Below are 22,591 nucleotides of genomic sequence, written 5' to 3' on the forward strand. Positions count from 1 at the left end.
TCAGTGGGCGAATCCGTCGACCAGATGGTGGATCAGCACGATGCTGCCGATGCCGGCCGAAATGAGCACCACCTGCTGAATGGTGGCGGACAGTTCGGCGCGGCGGTGCAGACCGGGGATCAGGTCGGCGACGGCGACGTAGATCATGCTCGCCGCCGCGATGCACAGCAGGTAGGGCACCGCCCCTGATATCGACGCCAGCGCGAAGTACGCGCCCACGGCGCCGACCAGCGTGGCCATGCTCGACAGCAGATTGAAGGCGAGCGCCTTCATACGGCTCATGCCCGAGTGCAGCAGGACCAGATAGTCGCCGACTTCCTGCGGGATTTCGTGCGCCACGATCGCGGTGGCGGTGACGATGCCGAGCGGAATGCTCTGCGTGAAGGCAGCGGCGATCAGCACGCCATCGACAAAATTGTGGAAGGCGTCACCGATCAGGATCAGCGATGCGCTGCGCACGGATTCCTCGCTGCCGTAGCCGTGCGCATGGCCGCCGCCCGCGGCGTGACCGTGGGCGTGGAGCGTCACGGGCACAGTCGCCTGGGCGACCGGCCGGTACGAATGCGCCGTCGCGGGACGCTTCACTTCGACCGGGTCATGCGCCTCGCAGCTCACTTCATGGCAATGCCGCCAAAGCACCAGTTTTTCCAGCAGGAAAAAGCCAAGGATGCCGGCCAGAAGAATGCTCGTGGCGACCTCGACGCTGCCGATTTCGGTGATCGCCTGTGGCAGCACGCCCAGCAACGATGCACCGAGCAATGCACCGACCGAATAGCTGATGAGCAGCGGAATGCTGTGCGGCTTCGCGGCAAAACCGACCAGGGCAGCGGCGCATACACTGATCACGCCGCCCACGAGCGAGGCGAGCACGATCCACATGAGTACAGACATAAAGTGCCGCGCGTAGCTGAAAAGAGGCCGGATTATCCTTGATCCGGCGACGCAGCGGGGCCTGCCGTCCGCCAGACCAGGCTGGCCATGCGTCCGGTACGTCCGTCGCGACGGAAAGAATGGAACAGGCCGGCCTGTCGAACCGTGCACAAACCGCCTCCATACACCGCATGCACGCCGGCCTGCGCCAGTTCGAGCCGCGCCAGGCGGTAGAGATCGGCAAACAGCCGGTCGCCCTGGCCGGGCCTGAAGGCGTCTTCCGCCCGCGCCAGCCGCGCCGCAAAGGCATCCTTCACTTCAGGTCCGACCTCGAAGGCATCCGGCCCGATGGCCGGTCCGAGCCAGGCAAGGATGTCTGACGCCGGACAGCCCATGCGTTCGACGGTACGGCTGAGCACGCCGGCGGCCAGACCACGCCATCCTGCATGCGCGGCAGCCACCGCAGTGCCTTGCCGGTTGCAGAACAGCACCGGCAGACAGTCGGCGGTCAGCACCGCGCACACCGAACCCGGCTGATGCGACACCGATGCATCGGCACACGCCGTGCGGTCGCTGTCCGCATCCGCCACGTCTGCGCCGTGCACCTGATCGAGCCACAGCGGTTCGGCAGGCAGGCAGGCGCGCAGCAGCGCGCGATTCGCCGCGACCGCTACCGGATCGTCGCCCACGTGCGAGGCCGGGTTGAATGGACCGAACGGCGGCAGGCTGACGCCGCCGAGCCGGGTCGTCACGGCCGCATGGATGCCGGGCGGGGCCGGCCAGTCGGGGCGGATCAGCGGCAGCGTCATCGGGACGCGCGCAGGCTGTCGATCAGCTGCACCAGGTCATCCGGCAGCGGCACTTCCCAGGCGACGTCGGTGCCACTTTTCGGGTGGATCAGACCGAGGCGCCACGCGTGCAGCGCCTGCCGGCCGAACTGCGCCGCCACCGGGCGCGGCGCATAGGTGTCATCACCGAGCAGCGGGTGACCGATGGATGCCATGTGTACGCGTATCTGATGCGTGCGGCCGGTTTCCAGCCGACACTCGAGCGCCGTGGCGTCGCGCAGGCGGTCGCGCACGGCGTAGTGGGTGCGTGCCGGCCGCCCGGTCGGCACGACGGCCATGCGCGTGCGGTGCACCGGATGACGGCCGATCGGCGCGTCAACCACGCCGTCGGCCCGCACGGCGCCGCTGACCACCGCAATGTAGCGGCGCGAGACAGTGCGCGCCTGCAGCTGGCGCACCAGATCGGTCTGCGCTTCGAGCGTGCAGGCCACCACCAGAAGGCCGGTCGTGTCCTTGTCCAGCCGATGCACGATGCCGGCGCGCGGAACCTGCGCCAGCGCCGGGCGGTGATGTAGCAGCGCATTGAGCAAGGTACCGTCCGGTACGCCATTGCCCGGGTGCACGACCATGCCCGCAGGCTTGCTGACCACCAGCAGCGTGTCGTCTTCGTGAATGATGTCGAGCGGGATGTGCTGCGGCGCATGCACGGTGTCCGGCGCCGGTGCGTCGGGATCGAGTTCGAGCCGCTCGCCGGTGAAGGTGCGGCGTCGGGTGTCGCTCGCCACCGCCTCATCCACCTTCACCCGACCCGCGCGCAGCCAGTCCTGAAGCCGCGCCCGCGAGTACTGCGGCCACACGGCAGCCAGCACCACGTCGAGCCGCTGGCCGACCACGCCGGGCGGCACCACTGCATGAAGTCGATGACCGGGCGGCTCGGCGATATAATCCTCTTCTTGAATCTCTTCCAGGGCTGGTTCGGTCATGTGGCGTATTTTAACGATAGTGCTTGTGGTGATGCTGTCCGCTGGCTGCAACATCCTGCCGAAGAAGATCGACGAAACGGCCAACTGGTCGGCGCAGCGCCTCTACACCGAAGCCAAGCAACTGCTCGACGAAGGCGCCTTCGACCAGTCGGTCAAGATGTACGAAAAGCTGGAAGCGCGTTACCCCTACGGCCGTTATGCGCAGCAGGCGCAGATCGAGGTGGCCTACGCCTACTATCGCTCCGGTGACCGCGTACAGGCGCTTGCCGCCTGCGAACGCTTCATCCGCCTGCACCCCAATCACCCGAACATCGACTACATCTTCTACCTGCGCGGCCTGGTCGACTTCAACGAAGACATGGGCTTCATGAGCAAGATTTCGCGTCAGGACATGACCGAACGCGACCCCAAGGGCCTGCGCGACTCGTTCGACGCGCTGAAGGAACTGATCACCCGCTATCCGGACAGCAAATACGTGCCGGACGCCAAGGCGCGCATGGGCTATCTGGTCAATGCGCTGGCCGCCGCCGAAGTACACGTGGCGCGTTACTACTTCCGGCGCGGTGCGTATCTTGCCGCGGCGAACCGCGCACAGTTCGCGATCAGCAACTTCCAGGAATCGCCGTCGACCGAAGAAGCGCTGTACATCCTCACCCGCTCGTACGAACAGCTCGGCCTGAGCGATCTGCAGGAAGACGCACAGCGCGTCATGGTCAAGAACTTCCCCGACAGCACCTATCCGGAACTGGGCTTCCAGGACGGCAAGGACGACCCGTGGTGGAAGCTCTGGTAATCGTCTTGTCGCGCACTTCCGCGCGGCAGATCTGACTGTATCGACAGGGAGCATCCCATGTACAGCAAGGTCCTGCTCGCCTACGACGGATCCGAATCCGGCCGCCGTGCGCTGTTCGAATGCGCCGACATCAATAACCTGCTGCATGCCGACATCCACCTGCTGGCGGTGGCGCCCATCGCGCCGACGCTGTTCGTCGCCGAAGGTTTTGTCGCCGATGTGCCACAGGAAGAGGAAAACGCGCGCTTCGCGCAGGTGCTCGATGATGGCCTGGCCCAGCTCGCCTCACGCAACGTCAAGGCCGCCGGCCATCTGGTGACCGGCGATGCGGTGCGTGAAATCAGCCGCATGGCGCGCGAACTGAAAGTCGACCTCATCGTGATCGGTCACAAGCATCACCCGTCACGGCTTGAGCGCTGGTGGAAGGGTTCGGTCGGCGCTTCGCTGGTCGAGGAAGCGCCGTGCAGCATCCTGGTCGCCGTGCAGAATCCGTGACGGCTGCTGCGGGCGCGGGCACGCGCGACTGGCAGCAGTATTCGGTGCTGGTGGTCGACGACGAAGAGGGCATGCGCAGCTTCATCACGCGCGCCCTGGGTGCGCGCTGCGGTCTGGTGGAAGCCGCCTGCAGCGTTGAAACCGCGCAGCAGCTGTTCGCCCGGCTGCACTTCGATCTCGTCATCCTCGACATCACCCTGCCCGGCCGCAGCGGCCTCGACTGGCTCAACGAGCTGCGCGAACAGGGACACCAGTGCGATGTCATCCTGATCACTGCGTTTGCCGATATCGAGACGGCCATCAACGCACTGCGCGCAGGCGCGTCGGACTTCATCCTGAAGCCCTTCCGCATCGACCAGATGATGAATGCCGTCGGCCGCTGCTTCGACCGCGCCGGCCTGCTGCGAGAAAATTATGTGCTGCGCCGGGAAATCGCGCGCCAGACCGAAGGCGTTGAAGGCATGGTCGGCGAATCCGCACCGGTACGCGAACTGGCCACCGTACTGCGACGCGCCGCGGCGATGCCCAGCACCGTGCTGCTGACCGGTGAGTCCGGCGTCGGCAAGGAAGTCGCCGCGCGCGCGTTGCACCAGATGAGCCCGCGCTCCGCAGCCCCGTTCGTGCCCGTCAATTGTGGTGCCATCAGCGCCGAACTGATCGAGTCCGAACTGTTCGGTCACGTCAAGGGCGCGTTCACCGGCGCACAGGACAACTACCCCGGCCTGCTGTTCTATGCCCAGGGCGGCACGCTGTTCCTGGACGAAATTTCCGAGCTGCCGCAAGCCATGCAGACCAAGCTGCTGCGCGTGCTCGAAGATCGCATGATCCGCCCGGTCGGTTCGACACGCGAAGTCCCGGTCGACATCCGCATCGTCGCTGCCAGCAACCGCGACCTCGCCTCCGAAGTGCGCACCGGCCGCTTCCGGCAGGACCTGTTCTACCGGCTCGACGTCGTGCGCATCACCATTCCGCCCCTGCGCGAACGGCGTGAAGACGTGAAGCTGCTGATCGCTCACTTCATGGCGCAGCTGTCGTCCCGCCTCGGTGTGGCGCCGATTCCGCTCGATCGCGATACCGTGCTGCGCATGGCTGGCTACGACTGGCCCGGCAATATCCGCGAACTGCGCAACCTGGTCGAACGCGCCCTCATCCTCGGCTACTTTCCGGCCGACGCCCTCGGCAGCCTGACCCCGCCGGCCCCCGCCGCAGGCGAGCGCACCGCGCTCGATGACGTCGAACGCAAGCACATCCTCGATGTGCTCACCGCCTGTGGCGGCAACAAATCCGAAGCCGCCCGCCAGCTGGGCGTGTCGCGAAAGACCATAGAACGCAAATGCGCGATGTGGGGTGTCGCCGGATAGAGGCAACGCATGCGTTGCCCCGGCGACACGGGTCGGCTGTATTCAGCCGACCTCCCACGTGCAGGATAGGGGCGACGCACTGCGTCGCCCCTGCAAGGCGGGCTCGCCATGTAAGGCGATCCTCCCACATAAGGATAGAGGCAACGCATGCGTTGCCCCGCGACACGGGTGGTACGGGCGACCGAGGCGCCGTCAGACGACCGCGTCGTGCTCGATGGCACGCAGTTTCTGGCGCACGCGCCGCACCGCTTGGCTGTCAAGTTCGCTGCCGCGTTCGCGCCCGACGCACAGCGCGCCGCGAAAGCCAAGGTAGTCTGGAGCCTGCAAAGCCAGTGCGTCGATGTGCTCCATACGCAACGACCCGGCCAGGCCGCACATGAGGCTGCGTCCGTGAGCGCGCGCAACGAAATCGGCCAGCCACTCGGAAGACGCGACATCGCACAGGCTGCGACCCTGCTTCAGCGCGGTATCGACCATGACACCGTCGAATCCGGCTTCGGCCACCGCGTCCACCAGATCGAGCGGCGGCGCGAGATCGGCGAACAGGACCGCAATGCGGCGTGCGCCGGGCAGCGGTTGCAGCCCGGTGAGACAGTCGAACACCTCGACGTAGCCGCGCCCGCCGTGCGTCCAGCCGCGCGGAAACAGACCGGCCTTCACGTAATCGACGCCGGTGGCCGCGATGCGCAGCATCGCCGCCTGCAGTTCGCTGGCATCCGGGCCGAGGTTGCCGGCAGTGGCGCTGGTGATCGTGCGGCCGGCAACGAAGTCGACGACTGCGCGGATGACATCGCCCGGCAGTGCGCCGAGAGCGCCGTCAGCGGGGTTCTTCAGATCGATCAGGTCGACGCCGGTGTCGAGCACGACCCGCGCCTCGGCCAGGTCTTTCACACTGGCGAGCATGCGGATCAAGACGGCACTCCGGCCCGATGGGCGTCGATCTTCTCGATCAACCAGCCCCAGGCCTCGCGTTCGGCCGGGCCGGCGGTCTTGTCGATGGCAATCTGCAGATAGGCCAGCTCGGCATCGATCTTCTCGACGGGCAGCATGTGCAGGCGGCTGACCAGGATGGCGGCTTCGACCACCGCCGATCGGGCGCGGTTGAAACCGGGAAACGCACCATGAGTGGCTTCATGCACGGTGCGGCAGTAAAGACGCGGGCGTACATCGTCTTCCTCGACCTCGACCAGTTCCAGTTCGCGATGGGCCAGCGTGTCGACCAGCCGCGCGCAGGCAACTTCTTCACCGGGCTGAACCGGCCAGTCGCGCCGGCCGGTCAGACACCCGGCGAACACGCGCACATCGTCGGTGAAATTGACCACCGCCACGCGGTTGGCGAGCACATTGTCCAGTGTGGAGGACGGACGGAACGGCGACAGCACGGTGAGCCCGCGCTCCTCGCGGATGCCCAATGGCGTGATGTGGGTGCGGCCTTGCACGTCGACGGTGGTGAGTATGGTTTCCCAGATCATGGCGTGTCCTGTATGCGGTCCCGGTCGGGATCCTGTGTGCCGTCGGGCATGCTGCCTTGTTGTGCGTCGGCCAGCCGGTCAGCGGGCTTCTTCGGCTTCTTCTTCGTGGTGCTGCCCGGCGCGCGATGCACCTGCAGGTCGACCGGCTTCGGATCGACCGCAGCGCCCCACTCCAGCTCTTCGTCCTGGGCGTAGCGCTTGCCCAGCTGATACGCGATCTGCGCGCGCGCCAGCTCCACACCGAGGTAGAACGCGTGACCTGCGTCGTCTTCGACGCCCAGCTTCGGGTAGAGGTCGAACGGGTCGGTCGCGACCTGGTGGCCGTCGCGGTTGTAGATATGCACGCCGTCGGTCGCGACCTGGATGCGGAAGTTGGGGTCGCGCACCGCACCGGCCACGTCGACGATTTCCTGCGGCGTGTCGGTGTAGGGGCGCCGCGCATGCGTCGTCATCAGCGCACCGGAATAGTCGCGCGGCAGCGCGTTGTCCTCGCGCGCAGCAAACATGATGCGGCGCGCCCAGTCGGCCTCGCGCACCGCACGGCGGGCATGCGGGCTGACTTCGGTGGCGAGGATGGCGCCCACGCGCAGCTCCGAAATGATGCCCATCAGCAGCGCATTGATGCCGCTGGTGTCGGCATCGGTCAGTTCGGTCAGATTGCCCACGCCCATCATCATCGGAATGTCCGGGTGGCTGTGCCGCAGCTCGTGGAAACGCACGATGGACGCGGTCAGCCCGAAGTGGATGGGTTCCAGTATCGGGTCGGCGAAAAAGGGCCGGCCGCGCTCGACCATCCGGTCGACCACGCGGCGCAGTGAATCGAGGTCGCCCGGCGTGTTCGGGATCAGGATCGGCGTGGCGTCGACCTCGTCGGCCACCCACAGCGTGTCTTCCTTCAGGCTGAGCAGGAAATCCGCGCCGGCATGGGCACCGCGCAGCAGGTCCTTCGGATCGAGCGAATCGACGCTGACGCGGAAACCTTCGGCCTTGAGTGCGCGCACGCAGTCTTCGAGATGCGGAAAATCGGTGTCGGGCAGGCATCCGATGTCGATCACGTCCGCCCCGTCGCGCCGATAGCGCTGCGCACGTTCTACGACGGCGGCCACTTCGACCCGCGGTGCATCGACGATCTCGGCAAAGATCAGCACGTCGTGCTTAGACAGGTCAGCCACCTTCGCCTTGCGGCCGAAGTGCAGCGGCAGGTCCTTCAGTTCGTCCGGCCCGCGCTGCACCGGCACGCCATAGTGCTGCGCCAGCGCCTCGAGATCGCCACGGCAGCGGCCGGGCACGATGATGCGGTCGGCGGCGACCGGCGCCGGCAGGCGGCGACGGATCAGTTCCGCTGTCATCAGCCCGGCGACATTGATGCCGATGTCCAGCACCTCGGGCGCAAAGGGCAGCGGCTGCATGTCGTCGAGTATCCGGTGCAGGCTTTTCTGCGCCAGATGCCCGGTCAGGAAGAGGACGCGTTCGACGGAGCGGGCGGAGTCGTTTTCAGGCATGCCAATCTTCGCTTGAGCGCTGCGTTCAGCGCCTCGACGCTGTCGACCACGGTCACGTGTTCGAAGGTCCCGAGGGTCGCGGTGTGTGCGAGGTCGATGGCGCGCGGGTACAGCGTCACCCATTCGCTGGGCGATTCGGTGATCACCACCGGCTCGCTGTCGCACGCGAACACGATGGTCGGAATGCGCAGCTTGCCGGCCTGCGCAAAGATATTGCTCACCAGCGTATCGGAAATGCCCAGCGCGCACTTGGCCACGGTGTTCGACGTCGCCGGCGCGATCACCACGGTGTGGTACTGGCCCTGATAGAACAGCCCGACCGGCGCCGCGCTCGCGGTGTTGTCGCGGAAGATGCGATAGCGCTTCTTCATGTCGGCCAGCGGATAGCCGTACATGTTGAGCACTTCTTCGCCGGCGCGCGTCATGAACAGGTCGATGCCGTTCATGACATCCGCCAGTTCCAGCGACTCCTTCAGGAAGTGACCGGAACCGGTCAGCCCCCACGCGATGCGCGCGTCGGGCAGCAGTTCCAGCGGGTCCCACTGCGGGTCAAGCCGCGGATCAGAAGCCATCGCCCACCTGCGCGTCAGTGTCGATATCGAGCCGCTTCATCTTGCGGTAGATGGTGTTGCGGCTGACGCCCAGCTCGCGCGCCAGTCCTGCGATGTTCCAGCGATGGCGGCGCAGTTCGCCCAGCAGCGCGTCACGCTCGGCCGATTGCAGCGGATTGAGGTTGCTCGGCGGCGCCGACGGCACCCCTGCGGTCTCATGCGCAGGTTCGTGCGCAACGGCGGCGGGCGGCAGCGGTTCGGGCGCGTCCAGCATTTCGGCCGGCATGTCGCGCAGCGTGATTTCCGGTCCGTCGCACAGCGCGACCAGCGTGCGCAGCACATAGCGCAGCTGCCGGATATTGCCCGGCCAGCGGAAGCGGTCGAGCACATTCATCGCCGCATGGCCCAAGCGCACCGGCGGGTGGCGCCCGGCACTTTCCTCGCTCAGGCAGCGCTCGATCAGCGAACGGCGGTCAGTGCGCTCGCGCAACGGGGGCAGACTGATTTCCATGCCGCGCAGACGGTAGTACAGGTCTTCGCGGAAGCTGCCGTCGCGCACCATGGCGCGCAGGTCACGGTGTGTCGCGCACACCAGCTGCAGATCGACCGGCACCGCGTTCTCGCCACCCAGCGGCGTCACCTTGCGCTCTTCGAGCACGCGCAGCAGGCGTGCCTGGAGCTGCAGCGGCATGTCGCCGATCTCGTCGAGGAACAGCGTGCCGCCGTCGGCCTGCAGCACCTTGCCGCGACGGCCGTCGCGATTGGCGCCGGTGAAGGCGCCCTGCTTGTAGCCGAACAGTTCGGATTCGATCAGTGTTTCGGGCAGCGACGCGCAGTTGATGGCGACGAAAGGCCCGCGCGCGCGCTGGCTCGACGCATGAAAGGCGCGTGCGAACACTTCCTTGCCGGTGCCGGTTTCGCCGGCGATCAGCAGTGGAATGTCGCGATCGAGGATGCGCATCGCGCTGTGAACATTGCCGGCCATGCGCAGGTCGCCCAGGTCCAGCTCGGCCAGCGCCTGCGCCGCCGACGCGGAGTCGCTGGCGCGCGTACCGCTTTGCGCGCGGGTGCGCGACGGCTGCTGTGCCAGCAGATGCCAGGTCTGGTGCTGCGGCATCGACAGCGCGAGCGGATGGAAACCGGCGCGGAAGGTACGCGACAGCAGCTCCGGCAGCGACTGGCCGAAAAATTCGGTCACTTCGCGTCCGAGCAGCGCCTCCCCTTCCGGCGACAGCAGTTCGAACGCGATGTGGTTGGCTTCGATCACCTCACCCTCCGGCGACAGCGCAAGCAGACCGTCGACCGCGGTCAGCACACGGCCGGCGTGCGCGTGGAAGCGGATGATGTAGTCGGTGGCGTGGCGGGCACGGAAAGCGCGATGTTCGATCACCCGCGCCGAGCGCTCGATCAGCGCACGCAGCGCGCGCGCGCCACCCGGAGCCAGCGAACACACGGCCAGCACCGCCGCTGCCTCGCCGACGCCGTCGTAGATGGGTGCCGCGGCGCACACCATGTCGGTGTGGCGGGCAAAAAAGTGCTCCTCACCCGCGATCACCAGCGAATGACGTTCCGCCAGCACGGTGCCGATGCCATTCGTGCCCTGCACGTCCTCGCTCCAGCGCGCGCCTTCAACCAGTCCGCGCAGCGACGCTTCACGCGCGAACCCCGGGTGACGCACGATGCTGACGATGACGCCCTCGGCGTCGGCGAGCACCAGCGCAGACTGCGGGTCGTCGAGCTGACGGTGCAGGGTCTGCATTTCCGGGATGGCGCTGTCCATGACTTCGCCCAGCCGGTCGCCGCGCTCGCGCCACGCCTGGGGTGCCAGCGGCGGCGGGCTGTCTTCGGCGGCCGGGTCCAGACCCAGTTCGTGAAAGCAGCGCAACCACGAGCGGGCCACGAGTTCGTGACCCGCCGGGCGTTGCGGACGGCTGATGATGGCGTGAACCGAACGGACGTGTTCCGCCACCGAATTGGAAGACACCATGAATTCAAGCCTTGGGAGCCGCGGCTGCTCCGTGCGCGCCGCGGTGTGCCGGACGCATCGTTTTGCAGGCCGCGCAGGTCGTGGGAAAAGCAGCGAATGGTATCACCGGGGCAACGTCCCGGGCCAGCCGGCGCCCTGCCCGGCCCGACAACCGCAGGATGGCGGCCGGACTGCCGCGCGGACGCGGCAGAGGGGATGCCCTGCGCGGTGAGGGTGGTCAGTCGTAGATGTCGGTCGACATGGCGCCCGGATCGGCGCCGAGCGCCAGCAGATGAGCGACGGCCAGCCGCTGCTTCTTGAAAACCGCCCAGTACAGCGCATTGAACCCGCCGCGATCCGGAATGTTCGGGTCGAAACCGGCCGCCAGCAACTGGTCGAGCACGTTCAGATGACCCAGTGAGGCCGCCAGCGACAGCGCATGGCGGCCGAATTCGCGCTCGGTCTGGAATTCCCACTGCGGCCGGTGGCGCAGCAGCACGGCCACCACCTCGCTGCGGTCGAGCATCACCGCGTCGATCAGCGGCGTATGGCCGTTCGAACTTTTGGCGTCGATGTCGGCACCGGCGCGCAGCAGCAGATCGACCACCTTGTGATGGCCGGCAAGCGCTGCCGCGCCCAGCGGCGTGAAGCCCTTCGAGCCGCGCCGGTCGACGTGGGCGCCGGCGTTGATCAGCGCGCGCACGAATTCGGTTTCGCCAGCTGCCGCCGCATGTACCAGTACGCTGTCGCCCCACACGTCTCGTGCGTTGGCCGGCGCACCGGCCTTCAGCAGTTTCGCCGCGGTGACCCACTCACCGCGACGCGCAGCCGACAGCAGTGCGAGATCCGCTGCACGGTAGGCGCGCGGATCGACGTCGGCACCGCTGCGCCGGATGTCGGCGTACTCGAGCGCGGTTGCGGGCACGGCGGCGCGCGGCCGCTCGGGCTCGGCGATGCGGCCCTGCCATTCGGGCGGCACATCCTGCGCCTGCGCGCCGGTCATCCACAGACCCAGCAAAAGGAAAACGGTCTGGCTCCACCGCATCGATATCGTCCTGTTCATGACATGTCCCGCGCCGCTTCGGCGCCGCCTTCGTGCGCACGCAGCGCGGTGACCCGCGCCACGGCCTGTGCGCGGTTGGTCACGTCGAGCTTGCGCAGGATCTTCTGGATATGGTTCTTCACCGTCAGCGGGCTGATGTCCAGGATCTGCCCGATCTCCTGATTGGTCTTGCCTTCGCGTACCCAGTCGAGCACCTGCAGTTCGCGCCCGCTCAGCGTCACCTGGAGTGCCGGGCGAGCGCCGGTGCGATCCCCCGATTCGGCGCGCTCGAACTCGACGATGCGCAGCAGTGCCAGGTGAAGATTGGGCATCAGCAGCTCGATGTGGCGCGCGTCCTGACTGGTCGGCGCCGCCGGCACACCGAGCAGCGCAAAGAAGGTGGACTGCTCGCCGCGTGCCTCGCGACAACCGTGCGCCAGGGCATGTTCAATGCCGAGCGTGCGCAGCAGCGCCGTGCTGCTGTCGCGGTTGCGCGGCCCGCTTGAACGGGCCAGCGGTTCGCGCGCGCCGTTGCGCCAGTCCTCGATCAGACGACCGATCAGGCCATCGACCGGATGGGTCAGCTGTGCCTCGACGTCCGGCGCCAGCACCGAACGCGAAAACACCAGCGCGCGGAAGTTGCCGCGCTCGAGATCGCCACAGGCGCACAGCAGCGTTTCGTGCGGCAGGAAGGTCTGCAGCGACCCCTGGGCCCACAGGAAAAACTGGAAGCGCTTGACCACCCGGATCGACGTTTCGATCGTGAACAGCAGCAACTGAACGTCCACCTGTTCCTGCGCGAGCGAATCTTTCATGGAGCGCCTGAACGGTCGTGTATGTCTGGACGCATGACCGGTCCGTCGTTGTGTGCGGTATGTCCGGTCCGCGAGCCATTGATGGATGCGGACTGGAAGCGGAATGGGGTTTTCTCGCAGCGATGTGTCGCACGCCGCGATACCGGATTCTCAGGGGTGAATGTTGCAATCGGGTGACGGACGCGCCAGTCGGTCACGGCACATGCGTTGCACAGGGGCGCAGCCAAGCAGCGCGATGGCGCAATCAGGCCGGCGTGCCCTGCTGGTCGCGCGTGAGGCCGTCCAGACCGGAGCGCTTCAGCCGCTCGTCGATGCCGAAGCGCTTGAGCTTGACGTAGAGCGTGCTCTTCGCGATGCCCGCTTCGCGCGCGGCGGCGGTCATGTTTCCGCCATGCTTGATGATGGCGTTCACGATCACTTCGCGTTCGGCATGCTCCATGCCGGTCAACGGCGTGGCGTTGTCCGCCACCGGCATTGCCGCGTCGTATCCGGTCGGTGCAGCGGACGCCGCTGCCGGACTTGATGCGGATGCCAGCGGCAACAGCACATGAGGCGGCAGGTCTTCCACGTCCAGAACCGAATTCGCGGACGTGAGCAGCATGCTTTCCATCACGTTGCGGAATTCGCGGATGTTTCCCTGCCAGGCGTGCCGCTGCAATACGCTCAGGACGTCCGGCGACAAGGTCCGCCTGGGCATGTCGTGCCGTTGCGACAGCTGGGTCAGGAAATATTCGCCGAGCAGCGCGATATCGTCGGTGCGGTCACGCAGCGAAGGAATGTTGATGCTGGTGACGGCCACCCGGTAAAACAGGTCCATGCGGAATCCGCCGGACTGGATTTCCTTGCGCAGGTCTCGATTGGTTGCCGCAATGAGCCGGAAGTTCACCTTTCTCGGCTTGTTTTCACCGATGCGATAGACCTCGCCTTCCTCGAGAACACGCAGGAAATGCGGTTGCAGATCGAGCGGCATTTCGCCGATTTCATCGAGAAAGAGGGTGCCGCCGCTGGCCGCTTCTATCTTGCCGATGGCCCCGCCCTGCCGGGCACCGGTGAAGGCGCCCTCGGCGTAACCGAACAGTTCGCTCGACAGCAGCTCGCGCGAAAAGCCTCCGCAATTCAACGCCACGAACGGCGCGCCCGCCGACGTCCCCGCTTCATGGATGCAGCGCGCGAACACATCCTTGCCGACGCCGGTTTCCCCCAGCAGCAACACCGGCACGCGGGACCTGGCCAACTGCTGGGCGCGGCCGACCGCCTGCATCAGGGCATCGGATTTGCCGATGATCCTCTCGAAACCGCGCTTGTCCGCCGCGTCGCCGCTGGTGGCGGACACGGTGCCGCGACGGCTGCCGGCCAGCGTCGATCCGCGCCGGCTCGGCAGGGTCAGCACGCTGCCGATGTGCTCGCCATTCTCGATGACGGGCTCGATCCACTCCCGGCGTATCCAGTCGGGCAGATCGTCCGGCGAATCCTTTCGCTTGTTCCAGCGCAAGGTCAGCGATGACAGGCCTTCCGGGTCGACGGCGGCCGCGTCGATGCCCAGATCGGAAATGATCGCCGACGAGCGCCCGTTGGACTTGATGGCACGCCCGCGACGGTCGAACACGATGACGCCATCGGTGGTCCGGCTGGACAGCCGGTCGACGCACTCTTCGAGCAGGCGGTACCGGATGTCCAGTTCCAGCTTGGCCAGCCGGTTTTCGATGCGGCCCGCCGTCGCGAGCACCAGCGCAAGACTGAGACGGTTGTAGGACTCGGTCAGGGCGGACACATCGACGACACCGAGAATGGACTTGTCGTACGGATCGCGCACCACGGTGGCCGCGCAGGACCAGCGCTTGATGCCGGCGCAGTAGTGCTCGGCCGAATGAATCTGCACCGCATGCCCGACCGCCAGCGCGGTACCGATCGCGTTGGTGCCGCAGGCGAGTTCGCTCCAGTTGGCGCCCGACAGCAGATGCACATCCTCCGCGGCGCCACGCGTGGACATGTCGCCTTCGAGATTCAGGATCGTTCCGCTCTGGTCGGTCAGCACCATGACGGTGCCGGTTTCCGCGAGGAAGTCGCGCGCCGCGGCCATCACTGGCGTACTCGCCGTCAGCAGTTCGCTGCATTCCGTCTGCAGCGAGTGCAGCGAGTTCTCCTTGATCGGCGGCGGCGCCTGATAGATCGCCGGATCGACGCGGGCGCCCTGGCAGCGGCGCCATGAATCATCGATCAGGCGCCGCAGGGCGTCCGCACCGCCCTCGTCGCCGTTCAGAAAGCGCTCCCACGACGCCATCACTTGATGATCGTTTTCCGGCTCGGAAAACAGCTGGCCTGAAGTGGTCGAACTCATGCACCTCCCTGGTTTGTCCTGAAGCACCGCCGCATCCGCGCATCGTCTTGCCGACGCCGTGCAGCAGCACGCTTCGGCAAGGCCGTGGCGATCCGGATCAATCTGGCCAACATGCGGGTGATCGGACTGTCCCGCCTTGCAACGGGAGAGGAGCACAGGTCTGCCGGTGACGCCGCTGCGCGCGTGCGCGGGAACCGATGCCACGAGAACCGCTGACCGGCTCGGTGCGTCGGTGTCCCGGAGCGGACACGAGAGCGATGCGACCCCGACCCTCTACAATGATGCGTTATACCAAAGTACGACCGCCTGCACCACGCTCGTAGCGACCACGAACGGGGTTCGGTCATTGATAACAAAGGTGAAATGCTTCATCGAGGCGGTCGGGCCACACCATCGGCTGCGGATCCGAAAGCCGCGTTTGCGCAGGCCGGGTACCCCCGGTCGGCGACTCGAGTACCGTTGCAACGCGCCAGATGATTCCGGGCTCCCGGACTCGCCCGCGCCGACAGAACCTTCGGAGAAACCCTTGACCTTTCGTGTTCCATCCACTGCCAGCGCCGGCTCCGCCCCGGTAGACCGGATCCCGGTGAGCCTGTTGACCGGCTTTCTCGGTGCCGGCAAGACGACCCTTCTGAACCGGCTGATGAAGCATCCGGCGATGGCCGGTACTGCGGTCCTGATCAACGAATTCGGCGAGGTGGGCATCGACCACCATCTGGTGGAAAGACTCGACGACACCACCGTGCTGCTTGATTCGGGTTGCCTGTGCTGCAGCGTGCAGGGCGATCTGGTGGCGGCACTCAAGCAGCTGCACCTCAGAAGTTCGAAGCGCGAAATTCCGCCGGTCACGCGGGTGCTCATCGAAACCACCGGTCTGGCCGACCCGGTGCCGGTCATCTACACGCTGATGGAAGAGCGCTTCATCGCCGCGCGTTTCGTGTGTGACAGCGTGCTGACCGCGGTCGATGCGACGCACGGCCTGGAACAGATCGACCGCCATCAGGAGGCGCTGCGCCAGATCGCCATGGCCGACCGCCTGCTGATCACCAAGGGTGATCTGGCCGATGCCGACAGCCGAACGGCGCTCGATGCGCGGCTTGACATGCTCAATCCGGGCGCGCTGCGTCTGGAGGTGCGCCACGGGCGGATCGAGCCCGAACAGCTGTTCGGCAGCGGCATCTATTCCACCGCCGGCAAGCTGCCGGATGTGGCGGCGTGGCTGGGTGAGGAACGCGTGCTCGATGAAAGCGCCCGGGCCGCACAGGCCACGGCTCCGCTGCGCTGGACCACGCAGCCGGCACCGGCGCGCGCGACGTCGGCGCGCCACGACGATTCGGTATCGAGCTTCGTCGTCCGCTTCGACGCACCGGTTCCCTGGTATGGGTTTTCAGTCGCCATGGGCCGCATCCTGGAAAGCTGGGGCCCGCGTCTGCTGCGCGTGAAGGGCTTGATGAATGTGGCCGGTGACGACCTGCCGCAGGTGATCCAGTGCGTGCAGGATGTGGCCTACCCGCCGCTGCGCCTGCCTGCGTGGCCGGCAGGCGGCCCGTTCGACGACCGCCACGGGCGTCTGGTGTTCATCACGCGCGACATCGGTGAAGACGAGCGCGACCTCATCCGCACGATGCTTGCCAATCTTCCGCCGCAGGCAGCCGCCGCGCGCGCGGTGGCCGCCAATCCGTTCATGGCGACGCGCTGCTGGCTGTCGCAGAGAATGCCGGTCGCGCAGGCCGGCGGCCTGCAGGCAGACGGCTGGGTCGTCCAGGCCAGGCGCTTTTCGGCGCGCCCCGCACCGGTTCGCGGTGGCACCTGAAGCGCGTCAGGCCGGGCCGGCGACCCTTGCCGACAGCGGGTCGAGATAGCGCACCAGCAGGTCCCGCGCGTTCTGCCCGAACAAGCGGATGCGGCCGGTGTTGTTCAGCATCAGCAGGCCGACGGTGTGGGCGAAGATCGCGGTGGTTTCGATCACCGCCTCCGCTTCATTCAGACCGAGCCGGACCAGCACGTCCTGGATCGGCTGCAGCGTGGCCTGCAGCCGGCCGTTCAGCTGCTGGTTCAGTTCCGGCGTCAGACCGCGGGGCCGCGCGCCATTGAACAGATAGAACCCGAGGTCCATGTCCTGCGGGTGCTCGCGATAGAAGTCGAAAAAAGCCATCACACGGGCACGCAGCAACGCGATCAGCGCGGCACGCTCACCCGTCGCGGGCGCGCTGTCCGCCGGCGTCGCGTCATCCACACTGCGCTGCAGACGCAGCAGCGACTCGCCCAGCAGTGCCGCGTAGATTTCCTCGCGGCTGCCGAAGTAGCTGTACAGCGCGCCCGGTGTGTAGCCGGCCCGCTTGGCGATTTCCCGCAGGCTGGCGCCATCGAGCCCCAGTTCGAAGAATGCGGACCGTGCAGCATCAAGAATCAGCATGCGCCGCGCTTCGTTGATGACGGTCTCGCGCAGCACGCGCGGCCCGCTCGGCGCAGCCTGCGCCGGAGCGTCGTCCGGTGACCGTACGGTTGACTTGACCATGACCTGATTTTAACCTGACGCAATTATTTGAACAGTGTTCAATCAATGGAACACGCCACACTTCACATGCACAAACATGCGCCACCCAGCACCGGCACGCTGATGACCGGTCAGGACTACCGTGAGTCCCTGCGCAAGTACGCCCCTACGGTGTACGTCGATGGCCAGCGGATCGACTCGGTCGTTGATGCCCCGTCGCTGCAGCCCGGCATCAACGCGCTTGCGGTGAGCTACGACTTCGCGCACGACCCGGCCAGGGCCCCGCTGATGACGGCCGTGCAGACGCGCAGCGGGCGGACGGTCAATCGCATGCTGCACATCAACGAGTCGTCCGGCGACCTGCTGAACAAGCTCGAAGCAGTGCGCATCCTGTGTCAGGAAACCGGCTGCGCACAGCGCTATCTGGCGCATGACGCACTCAATGGCATCGGCCAGGCGGTGGCGCGGCTGGATGATGCGCGGGGCAACACCGAATACGGCGCCCGCTTCGCCGACTATCTGCAGCGCGTGCAGGACGAAGACCTGACGCTGGGCATCGCGATGACCGACGCCAAGGGCGACCGCAGCCAACGGCCGCACCAGCAGTCGAATCCGGACGTCTATCTGCACATCGTCGAGCGCAACGCCCGCGGCATCGTCATTTCGGGGACCAAGGCCATCGTCACCGGTGCACCCTACATGCATGAGTTCCTGGTCATGCCGTCGCGCAACATGACGGAAGCGGACGCCGACTTTGCCGTGTGCTGCGCGGTGCCGGTCGACGCGCCGGGCATCACCATCGTCGCCCGACCCGCCGGGCGCCCGGGCGAGAAACCCGAACACGGCTCGCCGTTGTTTTCGCGCCGCTATGGTCAGTCCACCGGCGTGGTCATCTTCGATCAGGTGTTCGTGGCCTGGGAACGCGTGTTCCTGGCCGGCGAATGGGAACACTCGGGCGCCGTCACCTACAACTACGCCACCCATCACCGCCACAGCTGCATCGCGGCGCGCGCAGGCTTCGGCGATCTGCTGATCGGCGCCGCCGCGCTGATGTGCGAAGCCAACGGTCTGGACCCGGACCGCAAGGCCAATCTGCGCGACCCGATGGTCGAACTGATCAAGATCACCGAAGGTTTCTACGCCTGCGGCGTGGCGGCCAGCGTCTATGCCGCGGCCGATCCGTACTCGCACACCTTCATGCCGGAGCCGGTGTTCGCCAATATCGGCAAGCTGCTGCTGTCCACCCAGATCTACGACATGCACCGGCTGGCGCACGAAGTGTCGGGCGGCCTGATCGTCGCCCTTCCCGGCCCGGACGAAGACCACAACCCAGCCACGGCCGCGACGCTGGCCGAGGTGCTGCGTGCCAATCCGGACATCCCGTACGACAAGCGGATCGAGGTCGCGCGCTTCATGGAAGACCTGACCGCTTCGTACCAGGGCGGCTGGTATTCGTTGATCAGCCTGCACGGCGGCGGATCGCCGGCCGCACTGAAGCAGGAAATCTGGCGCAACTACCCGGTCGGCGACAAGGTCGATCTGGTCGAACGTCTGCTCGATCGCGGTGTGCTGGCCGACGAGAAGCGTTCGATCACGCGCAACAGACAGCCCGGCCGCTGCTGCGACGCAGGCTGCAGCCAACCCGGACAGGCCGTGATGGTGCCGCTACCCCTCGCGCGCCCGACCGATGACTGACAACCGGGCCTGACCCGAACATCAGCCGCCTCCCGCAACGGCGGGAGACCGGCGCAACAGGAAAGAGCCAGCATGCGCATCAAACCTTGCGACTCCTTGCTTCTGGTCATCGACCTTCAAGGACGGCTGCTGCCGGCCATCGATGACGGCCGGACCGTGCTGGAGAACGCGACCTGGATGGTCGATGTGGCACAGGCGATCGGCGTACCGATACTGGCGACCGAGCAGTATCCACAGGGCCTCGGGGTGACCGAAGCCGGGCTGCGGGCGCGTTTTCCCGACGGCTGCATCGTCGAGAAAACGCACTTCTCGGCGCTCGCCGAAGACAGCCTGCTCGGCGCACCCGAAGCCGGACGAAGACAATGGATCGTCGTCGGCACCGAGGCCCACGTCTGCGTGCAGCAGACCGTGCTTGACCGGCTGGCCATGGGTGGGCAGGTGTTCGTCGTGGAAGATGCGGTCGGCTCCCGACGCGCCCGGGACAAGGCGCTGGCGCTGCAGCGCATGCAGCAGAACGGCGCCGAGATCGTCAGCCGCGAAATGGTGGCGTTCGAATGGCTCGAACAATCGAATACGCCGGTCTTCCGCGCGGTGCTGCAACGCTTCATCCGCTGAGCACATAACCGGCGGCCCGGCCGCCCCGACTTGCCCGACCGCGCGAACGCCCTGCCACTCGCGCCTTCCCGCCTCGCTTTCCGTTTCCCTTCCCGTGCGGCAATCCGTCCCCCGGGTCTGTCCTGAACCCGACCCGAAGCGGCGTCGATATTGCGTCGCAGCAAACGCGAGTCACCGGACGATCGTCCGGTTAGCGGACCATCGTCTGGCTCCCCGCGCCCGCCCTCCATTTTTATTCCTTGATAGATCAATCACTTGAAAGAAGTCGCTGTGTGGCACAGCGCTTGCGTTGCTGCTATCGGGAAGTCCACGTGTCACACGGGTCCCGTCCACCAGCCGATGACATCGAGGCCGCGGACGGGTCATGCGGCGTCGGTATCGATTTCTGATCTTCTAAAAGCGGTCTTGATCCACGAATGGATGGCGGGAGGTAATGGGGAATGGCAGTGCACATCAACATCGATAACGGTGGAACGCTCACCGATATCTGCATCATGACGGACGGCGTCGTCAAAAAGACAAAGGTGCTCACGACACCCTATGACCTGAGCAAATGCTTCTTCGACGGTCTTCAGAAAGCGTCCGAAGTGATCTACGGCGCAGCGGATGTGAAGCGCCTGCTCGAAGAAGTGGACCTGATCCGCTACTCGACCACGCAGGGCACGAATGCCATCTGCGAACGCAAGGGCCCGCGTCTGGGACTGATTGTCGACGGCAAGTCGCGTGACCTGCCGGTCCGTCTGGCCGAGCATGACCCGGAAGTGTACGAAGCGCTGCTCGGTGATCGCGTGGTGTTCCTCGACGATGCGGACGTCACCGGCGCCAATGCAGAAATCGAAGTGGTCAAGGCGATCAACAAGCTGACGGCGATGGGTGCCAGCCGCCTCGTCGTGAGCTTCGACGGCGCCGACTTCATGGCGGTGGAAACCTGCTTCAAGAAGGTGGCGCTGCGCAAGTACCCGCGCCACCTGCTCGGCGCAGTGCCCATCCTGTACGGCAGCGACCTGTCCACCGACCGCGACATGGTCCGCCGCACCTGGACCTCGCTGATCAATTCCTTCCTCCATCCGGCGATGGAAGCCTTCCTGTTCAACGCGGAGAAGCGCCTGCGCGACTACCGCACGAAGAATCCGCTGCTGATTTTCCGCAATGACGGCGACGCTTCGCGCGTGGCCAAGACCGTGGCGATCAAGACCTACAGCTCAGGACCGCGCGGCGGCATGGAAGGCATGAAGTCCTTCGCCCGGCTGTACGGCATGTCGGACGTGATCGGCATCGACGTCGGCGGCACCACGACCGACATCGGCCAGTGCCTCGACGGCAAGGTCGCCGAAGTCCAGCGCGGTCACGTGGAAGGCATCAGCGTGTCCTTCCCGCTGTGCGAAATCATGAGCGCAGGCGCCGGTGGCAGTTCCATCATCAAGGTGGTGAATGGCCGCGTCGTCATCGGCCCGGAAAGCGTCGGCGCCGTGCCCGGACCGGCGGCATTCGGCCGTGGCGGCAAGGAAGCGACCATCACCGACGCCAGCCTGCTGAGCGGCCTGTTCGATCCGAAGTCCTACTTCGGCGGCGGCATGGCGCTCGATCTGGACCGTGCCGCGACGGCCGTCCAGGTCAGGATCGCCGAGCCGCTCGGCGTCGATCTCGACGAAGCGCTGTTGAAGATGGAACACGCCTATGAAGACAAGATCGCCGTCGAACTGCACCGCTTCACGAAGATTTCGAAGGACACCGTGATGCTGGCCTTCGGTGGCGCAGGCCCGCTGAATGCCTGCGGCGTCGCTGAAAAGGCCGGCATCGACAAGGTGGCCGTGCCGAAGCTGGCCGCCGTGTTCAGCGCCTTCGGCATCGGCTCCTGCGATATCTCGCAGCGCTACGCCGTGGCACTCAACGACCGCAGCGACAAGGCACTGGCCGCCGCGCTGGACGCACTCAAGGTCAAGGCATTGCGCGACATGTTCGCCGAAGGTTTTGGCGCCGGCGAATACGAAGTCGAAGCCTGGCTCGTGGGCGAGAACAGCGACGGCAGCGAAAGCACGCATGCCATCTCCGGCACGCCCACCCTGCCCGCCGCGCTGGCCGATGCCGTCGCGGTCGAACTGCAGCTCAGGGCGGTGAAGTCACTGCGTACCAGCGCTGCCGACACGGCACGCTTCGTCGCAGGGGGCGCCGCCAGGGCGGACGGCACACGCAAGGTGCTGATCCGCGACAAGGGACGCGTCGAGGTGCCGGTCTACAAGCTGAGCCAGCTCAAGGCGGGCGATCAGGCCGCCGGACCGGCCATTCTCGAAGAAGACTACTTCACCTGCCGGGTGCTCGATGGCTGGAGTTTCGTCATCAGCGACGCGGGCGACATCATGCTGAACAGGAAGGGCTGAAACAAATGAAAGTACTGATGACCGAATATCTGCGCATTGACCTGGACACCGAGAACTGGGAATGCCGCGTGTGCGACCACGTGATCGGCTCGGCCACGAAGAGCTACAAGGAAGGTCTGCTGGTGCACAACCGTGACCCGCGCGAAATCCATCCGCCCATCCTCGACCCGGAAAAGTACCGCTTCACCTTCAGCCCCGATCCGGAATGGGTGCGCATCCTCGAATTCTGCTGCCCGTCCTGCGGCACGCAGGTGGAAACCGAATACGCCATCCCCGGCCATCCGCCGCTGTACGACATGGAACCGGATCTGCCCGCACTCAAGGCCCAGTGGGCCAGCCGCGGCGAGCAGAAGACGCCGGTCGTCGGCCCCGCAGTCGCGGCGGACAAGGGTCACGGCCACTGAGTCCGGATGGTTTGCCGGCGTGCGGG

20 protein-coding genes are annotated in these 22,591 nt (G+C 66.2%); 8 read left to right on the forward strand and 12 right to left on the reverse strand.

Annotated elements, in window-relative coordinates:
* Genes ACTIFF_RS07995 through rluD form a run of 3 tightly spaced genes read right to left on the reverse strand, consistent with a single transcriptional unit; the run spans window position 1 to window position 2,641 of the window.
* Complete coding sequence (locus ACTIFF_RS07995; protein WP_439536344.1) at window positions 1-891, reverse strand: ZIP family metal transporter; 891 nt, start codon at window positions 889-891, stop codon at window positions 1-3.
* Between the two features lie 32 nt (window positions 892-923).
* Window positions 924-1,679 carry a peptidoglycan editing factor PgeF gene (pgeF, locus tag ACTIFF_RS08000; protein ID WP_439536345.1) on the reverse strand — a complete coding sequence of 252 codons (756 nt, stop codon included), beginning with the start codon at window positions 1,677-1,679 and terminating at the stop codon, window positions 924-926.
* The gene (rluD, locus tag ACTIFF_RS08005; protein ID WP_439536346.1) at window positions 1,676-2,641 is read right to left on the reverse strand and encodes a 23S rRNA pseudouridine(1911/1915/1917) synthase RluD; all 966 of its coding nucleotides are present in this window, start codon (window positions 2,639-2,641) and stop codon (window positions 1,676-1,678) included. The genes pgeF and rluD overlap by 4 nt, the downstream gene beginning before the upstream one ends.
* Between rluD and ACTIFF_RS08010 the strand changes: the two genes are divergently transcribed.
* Genes ACTIFF_RS08010 through ACTIFF_RS08020 form a run of 3 tightly spaced genes read left to right on the forward strand, consistent with a single transcriptional unit; the run spans window position 2,640 to window position 5,290 of the window.
* Window positions 2,640-3,434 (forward strand): outer membrane protein assembly factor BamD, encoded by a 795-nt coding sequence (locus ACTIFF_RS08010; RefSeq protein ID WP_069037392.1) that lies wholly within the window; start codon window positions 2,640-2,642, stop codon window positions 3,432-3,434. The genes rluD and ACTIFF_RS08010 overlap by 2 nt on opposite strands.
* A gap of 57 nt (window positions 3,435-3,491) precedes the next feature.
* On the forward strand, window positions 3,492-3,929 hold the full coding sequence (locus ACTIFF_RS08015) for a universal stress protein (protein ID WP_439536347.1): 438 nt from the start codon (window positions 3,492-3,494) through the stop codon (window positions 3,927-3,929).
* Window positions 3,926-5,290, forward strand: a complete 1,365-nt coding sequence (locus tag ACTIFF_RS08020; protein WP_439536348.1) for a sigma-54-dependent transcriptional regulator — start codon at window positions 3,926-3,928, stop codon at window positions 5,288-5,290. The genes ACTIFF_RS08015 and ACTIFF_RS08020 overlap by 4 nt, the downstream gene beginning before the upstream one ends.
* Window positions 5,291-5,482: 192 nt before the next feature.
* Here ACTIFF_RS08020 and ACTIFF_RS08025 read toward each other — a convergent pair whose 3' ends face one another.
* From ACTIFF_RS08025 to ACTIFF_RS08060, 8 genes are all read right to left on the reverse strand, one after another.
* Window positions 5,483-6,193, reverse strand: a complete 711-nt coding sequence (locus tag ACTIFF_RS08025) for a (5-formylfuran-3-yl)methyl phosphate synthase (RefSeq protein WP_439536379.1) — start codon at window positions 6,191-6,193, stop codon at window positions 5,483-5,485.
* A gap of 5 nt (window positions 6,194-6,198) precedes the next feature.
* Entirely contained in the window at window positions 6,199-6,762 is a 564-nt protein-coding gene (locus ACTIFF_RS08030) for a DUF447 domain-containing protein (RefSeq protein WP_439536349.1), read from the reverse strand.
* The gene (locus ACTIFF_RS08035) at window positions 6,759-8,264 is read right to left on the reverse strand and encodes a DUF6513 domain-containing protein (RefSeq protein WP_439536350.1); all 1,506 of its coding nucleotides are present in this window, start codon (window positions 8,262-8,264) and stop codon (window positions 6,759-6,761) included. The genes ACTIFF_RS08030 and ACTIFF_RS08035 overlap by 4 nt, the downstream gene beginning before the upstream one ends.
* A complete protein-coding gene (locus ACTIFF_RS08040; RefSeq protein WP_439536351.1) occupies window positions 8,216-8,836 on the reverse strand; it encodes a flavoprotein in 621 nt (206 codons plus the stop codon). The genes ACTIFF_RS08035 and ACTIFF_RS08040 overlap by 49 nt, the downstream gene beginning before the upstream one ends.
* The gene (locus ACTIFF_RS08045; RefSeq protein ID WP_439536352.1) at window positions 8,826-10,802 is read right to left on the reverse strand and encodes a sigma-54-dependent Fis family transcriptional regulator; all 1,977 of its coding nucleotides are present in this window, start codon (window positions 10,800-10,802) and stop codon (window positions 8,826-8,828) included. Before ACTIFF_RS08045 ends, ACTIFF_RS08040 begins: the two co-directional genes overlap by 11 nt.
* A gap of 217 nt (window positions 10,803-11,019) precedes the next feature.
* Window positions 11,020-11,844: an ankyrin repeat domain-containing protein gene (locus ACTIFF_RS08050; protein WP_439536353.1), complete on the reverse strand. Its 825-nt coding sequence runs from the start codon at window positions 11,842-11,844 to the stop codon at window positions 11,020-11,022.
* On the reverse strand, window positions 11,841-12,638 hold the full coding sequence (epsA, locus tag ACTIFF_RS08055) for an XrtB/PEP-CTERM-associated transcriptional regulator EpsA (protein WP_439536354.1): 798 nt from the start codon (window positions 12,636-12,638) through the stop codon (window positions 11,841-11,843). The genes ACTIFF_RS08050 and epsA overlap by 4 nt, the downstream gene beginning before the upstream one ends.
* 244 nt (window positions 12,639-12,882) lie before the next feature.
* Window positions 12,883-14,976 carry a sigma-54-dependent Fis family transcriptional regulator gene (locus ACTIFF_RS08060; RefSeq protein WP_439536355.1) on the reverse strand — a complete coding sequence of 698 codons (2,094 nt, stop codon included), beginning with the start codon at window positions 14,974-14,976 and terminating at the stop codon, window positions 12,883-12,885.
* A 586-nt stretch (window positions 14,977-15,562) separates the two neighbouring features.
* Between ACTIFF_RS08060 and ACTIFF_RS08065 the strand changes: the two genes are divergently transcribed.
* Window positions 15,563-16,789: a CobW family GTP-binding protein gene (locus tag ACTIFF_RS08065; protein WP_439536356.1), complete on the forward strand. Its 1,227-nt coding sequence runs from the start codon at window positions 15,563-15,565 to the stop codon at window positions 16,787-16,789.
* 6 nt (window positions 16,790-16,795) lie between these two features.
* Here ACTIFF_RS08065 and ACTIFF_RS08070 read toward each other — a convergent pair whose 3' ends face one another.
* Window positions 16,796-17,494, reverse strand: a complete 699-nt coding sequence (locus ACTIFF_RS08070) for a TetR/AcrR family transcriptional regulator (RefSeq protein ID WP_439536357.1) — start codon at window positions 17,492-17,494, stop codon at window positions 16,796-16,798.
* Between the two features lie 66 nt (window positions 17,495-17,560).
* On the opposite strand from ACTIFF_RS08070, the gene ACTIFF_RS08075 reads away from it, so the two are divergent.
* The 4 genes from ACTIFF_RS08075 (at window position 17,561) to ACTIFF_RS08090 (ending at window position 22,565) form a co-directional block, all read left to right on the forward strand.
* Window positions 17,561-19,168, forward strand: coding sequence for a 4-hydroxyphenylacetate 3-hydroxylase family protein (locus ACTIFF_RS08075; RefSeq protein WP_439536358.1), 1,608 nt, complete (start codon window positions 17,561-17,563; stop codon window positions 19,166-19,168).
* Between the two features lie 72 nt (window positions 19,169-19,240).
* Window positions 19,241-19,783, forward strand: coding sequence for a hydrolase (locus ACTIFF_RS08080; protein WP_439536359.1), 543 nt, complete (start codon window positions 19,241-19,243; stop codon window positions 19,781-19,783).
* 440 nt (window positions 19,784-20,223) lie between these two features.
* Complete coding sequence (locus ACTIFF_RS08085; RefSeq protein ID WP_439536360.1) at window positions 20,224-22,161, forward strand: hydantoinase/oxoprolinase family protein; 1,938 nt, start codon at window positions 20,224-20,226, stop codon at window positions 22,159-22,161.
* A gap of 5 nt (window positions 22,162-22,166) precedes the next feature.
* A complete protein-coding gene (locus ACTIFF_RS08090) occupies window positions 22,167-22,565 on the forward strand; it encodes an acetone carboxylase subunit gamma (RefSeq protein ID WP_439536361.1) in 399 nt (132 codons plus the stop codon).
* Window positions 22,566-22,591: the final 26 nt, after the last annotated feature.

It is taken from the genome of Methyloversatilis sp. (assembly GCF_051861465.1).
In the GTDB taxonomy this organism is placed as follows: Bacteria; Pseudomonadota; Gammaproteobacteria; order Burkholderiales; family Rhodocyclaceae; genus Methyloversatilis.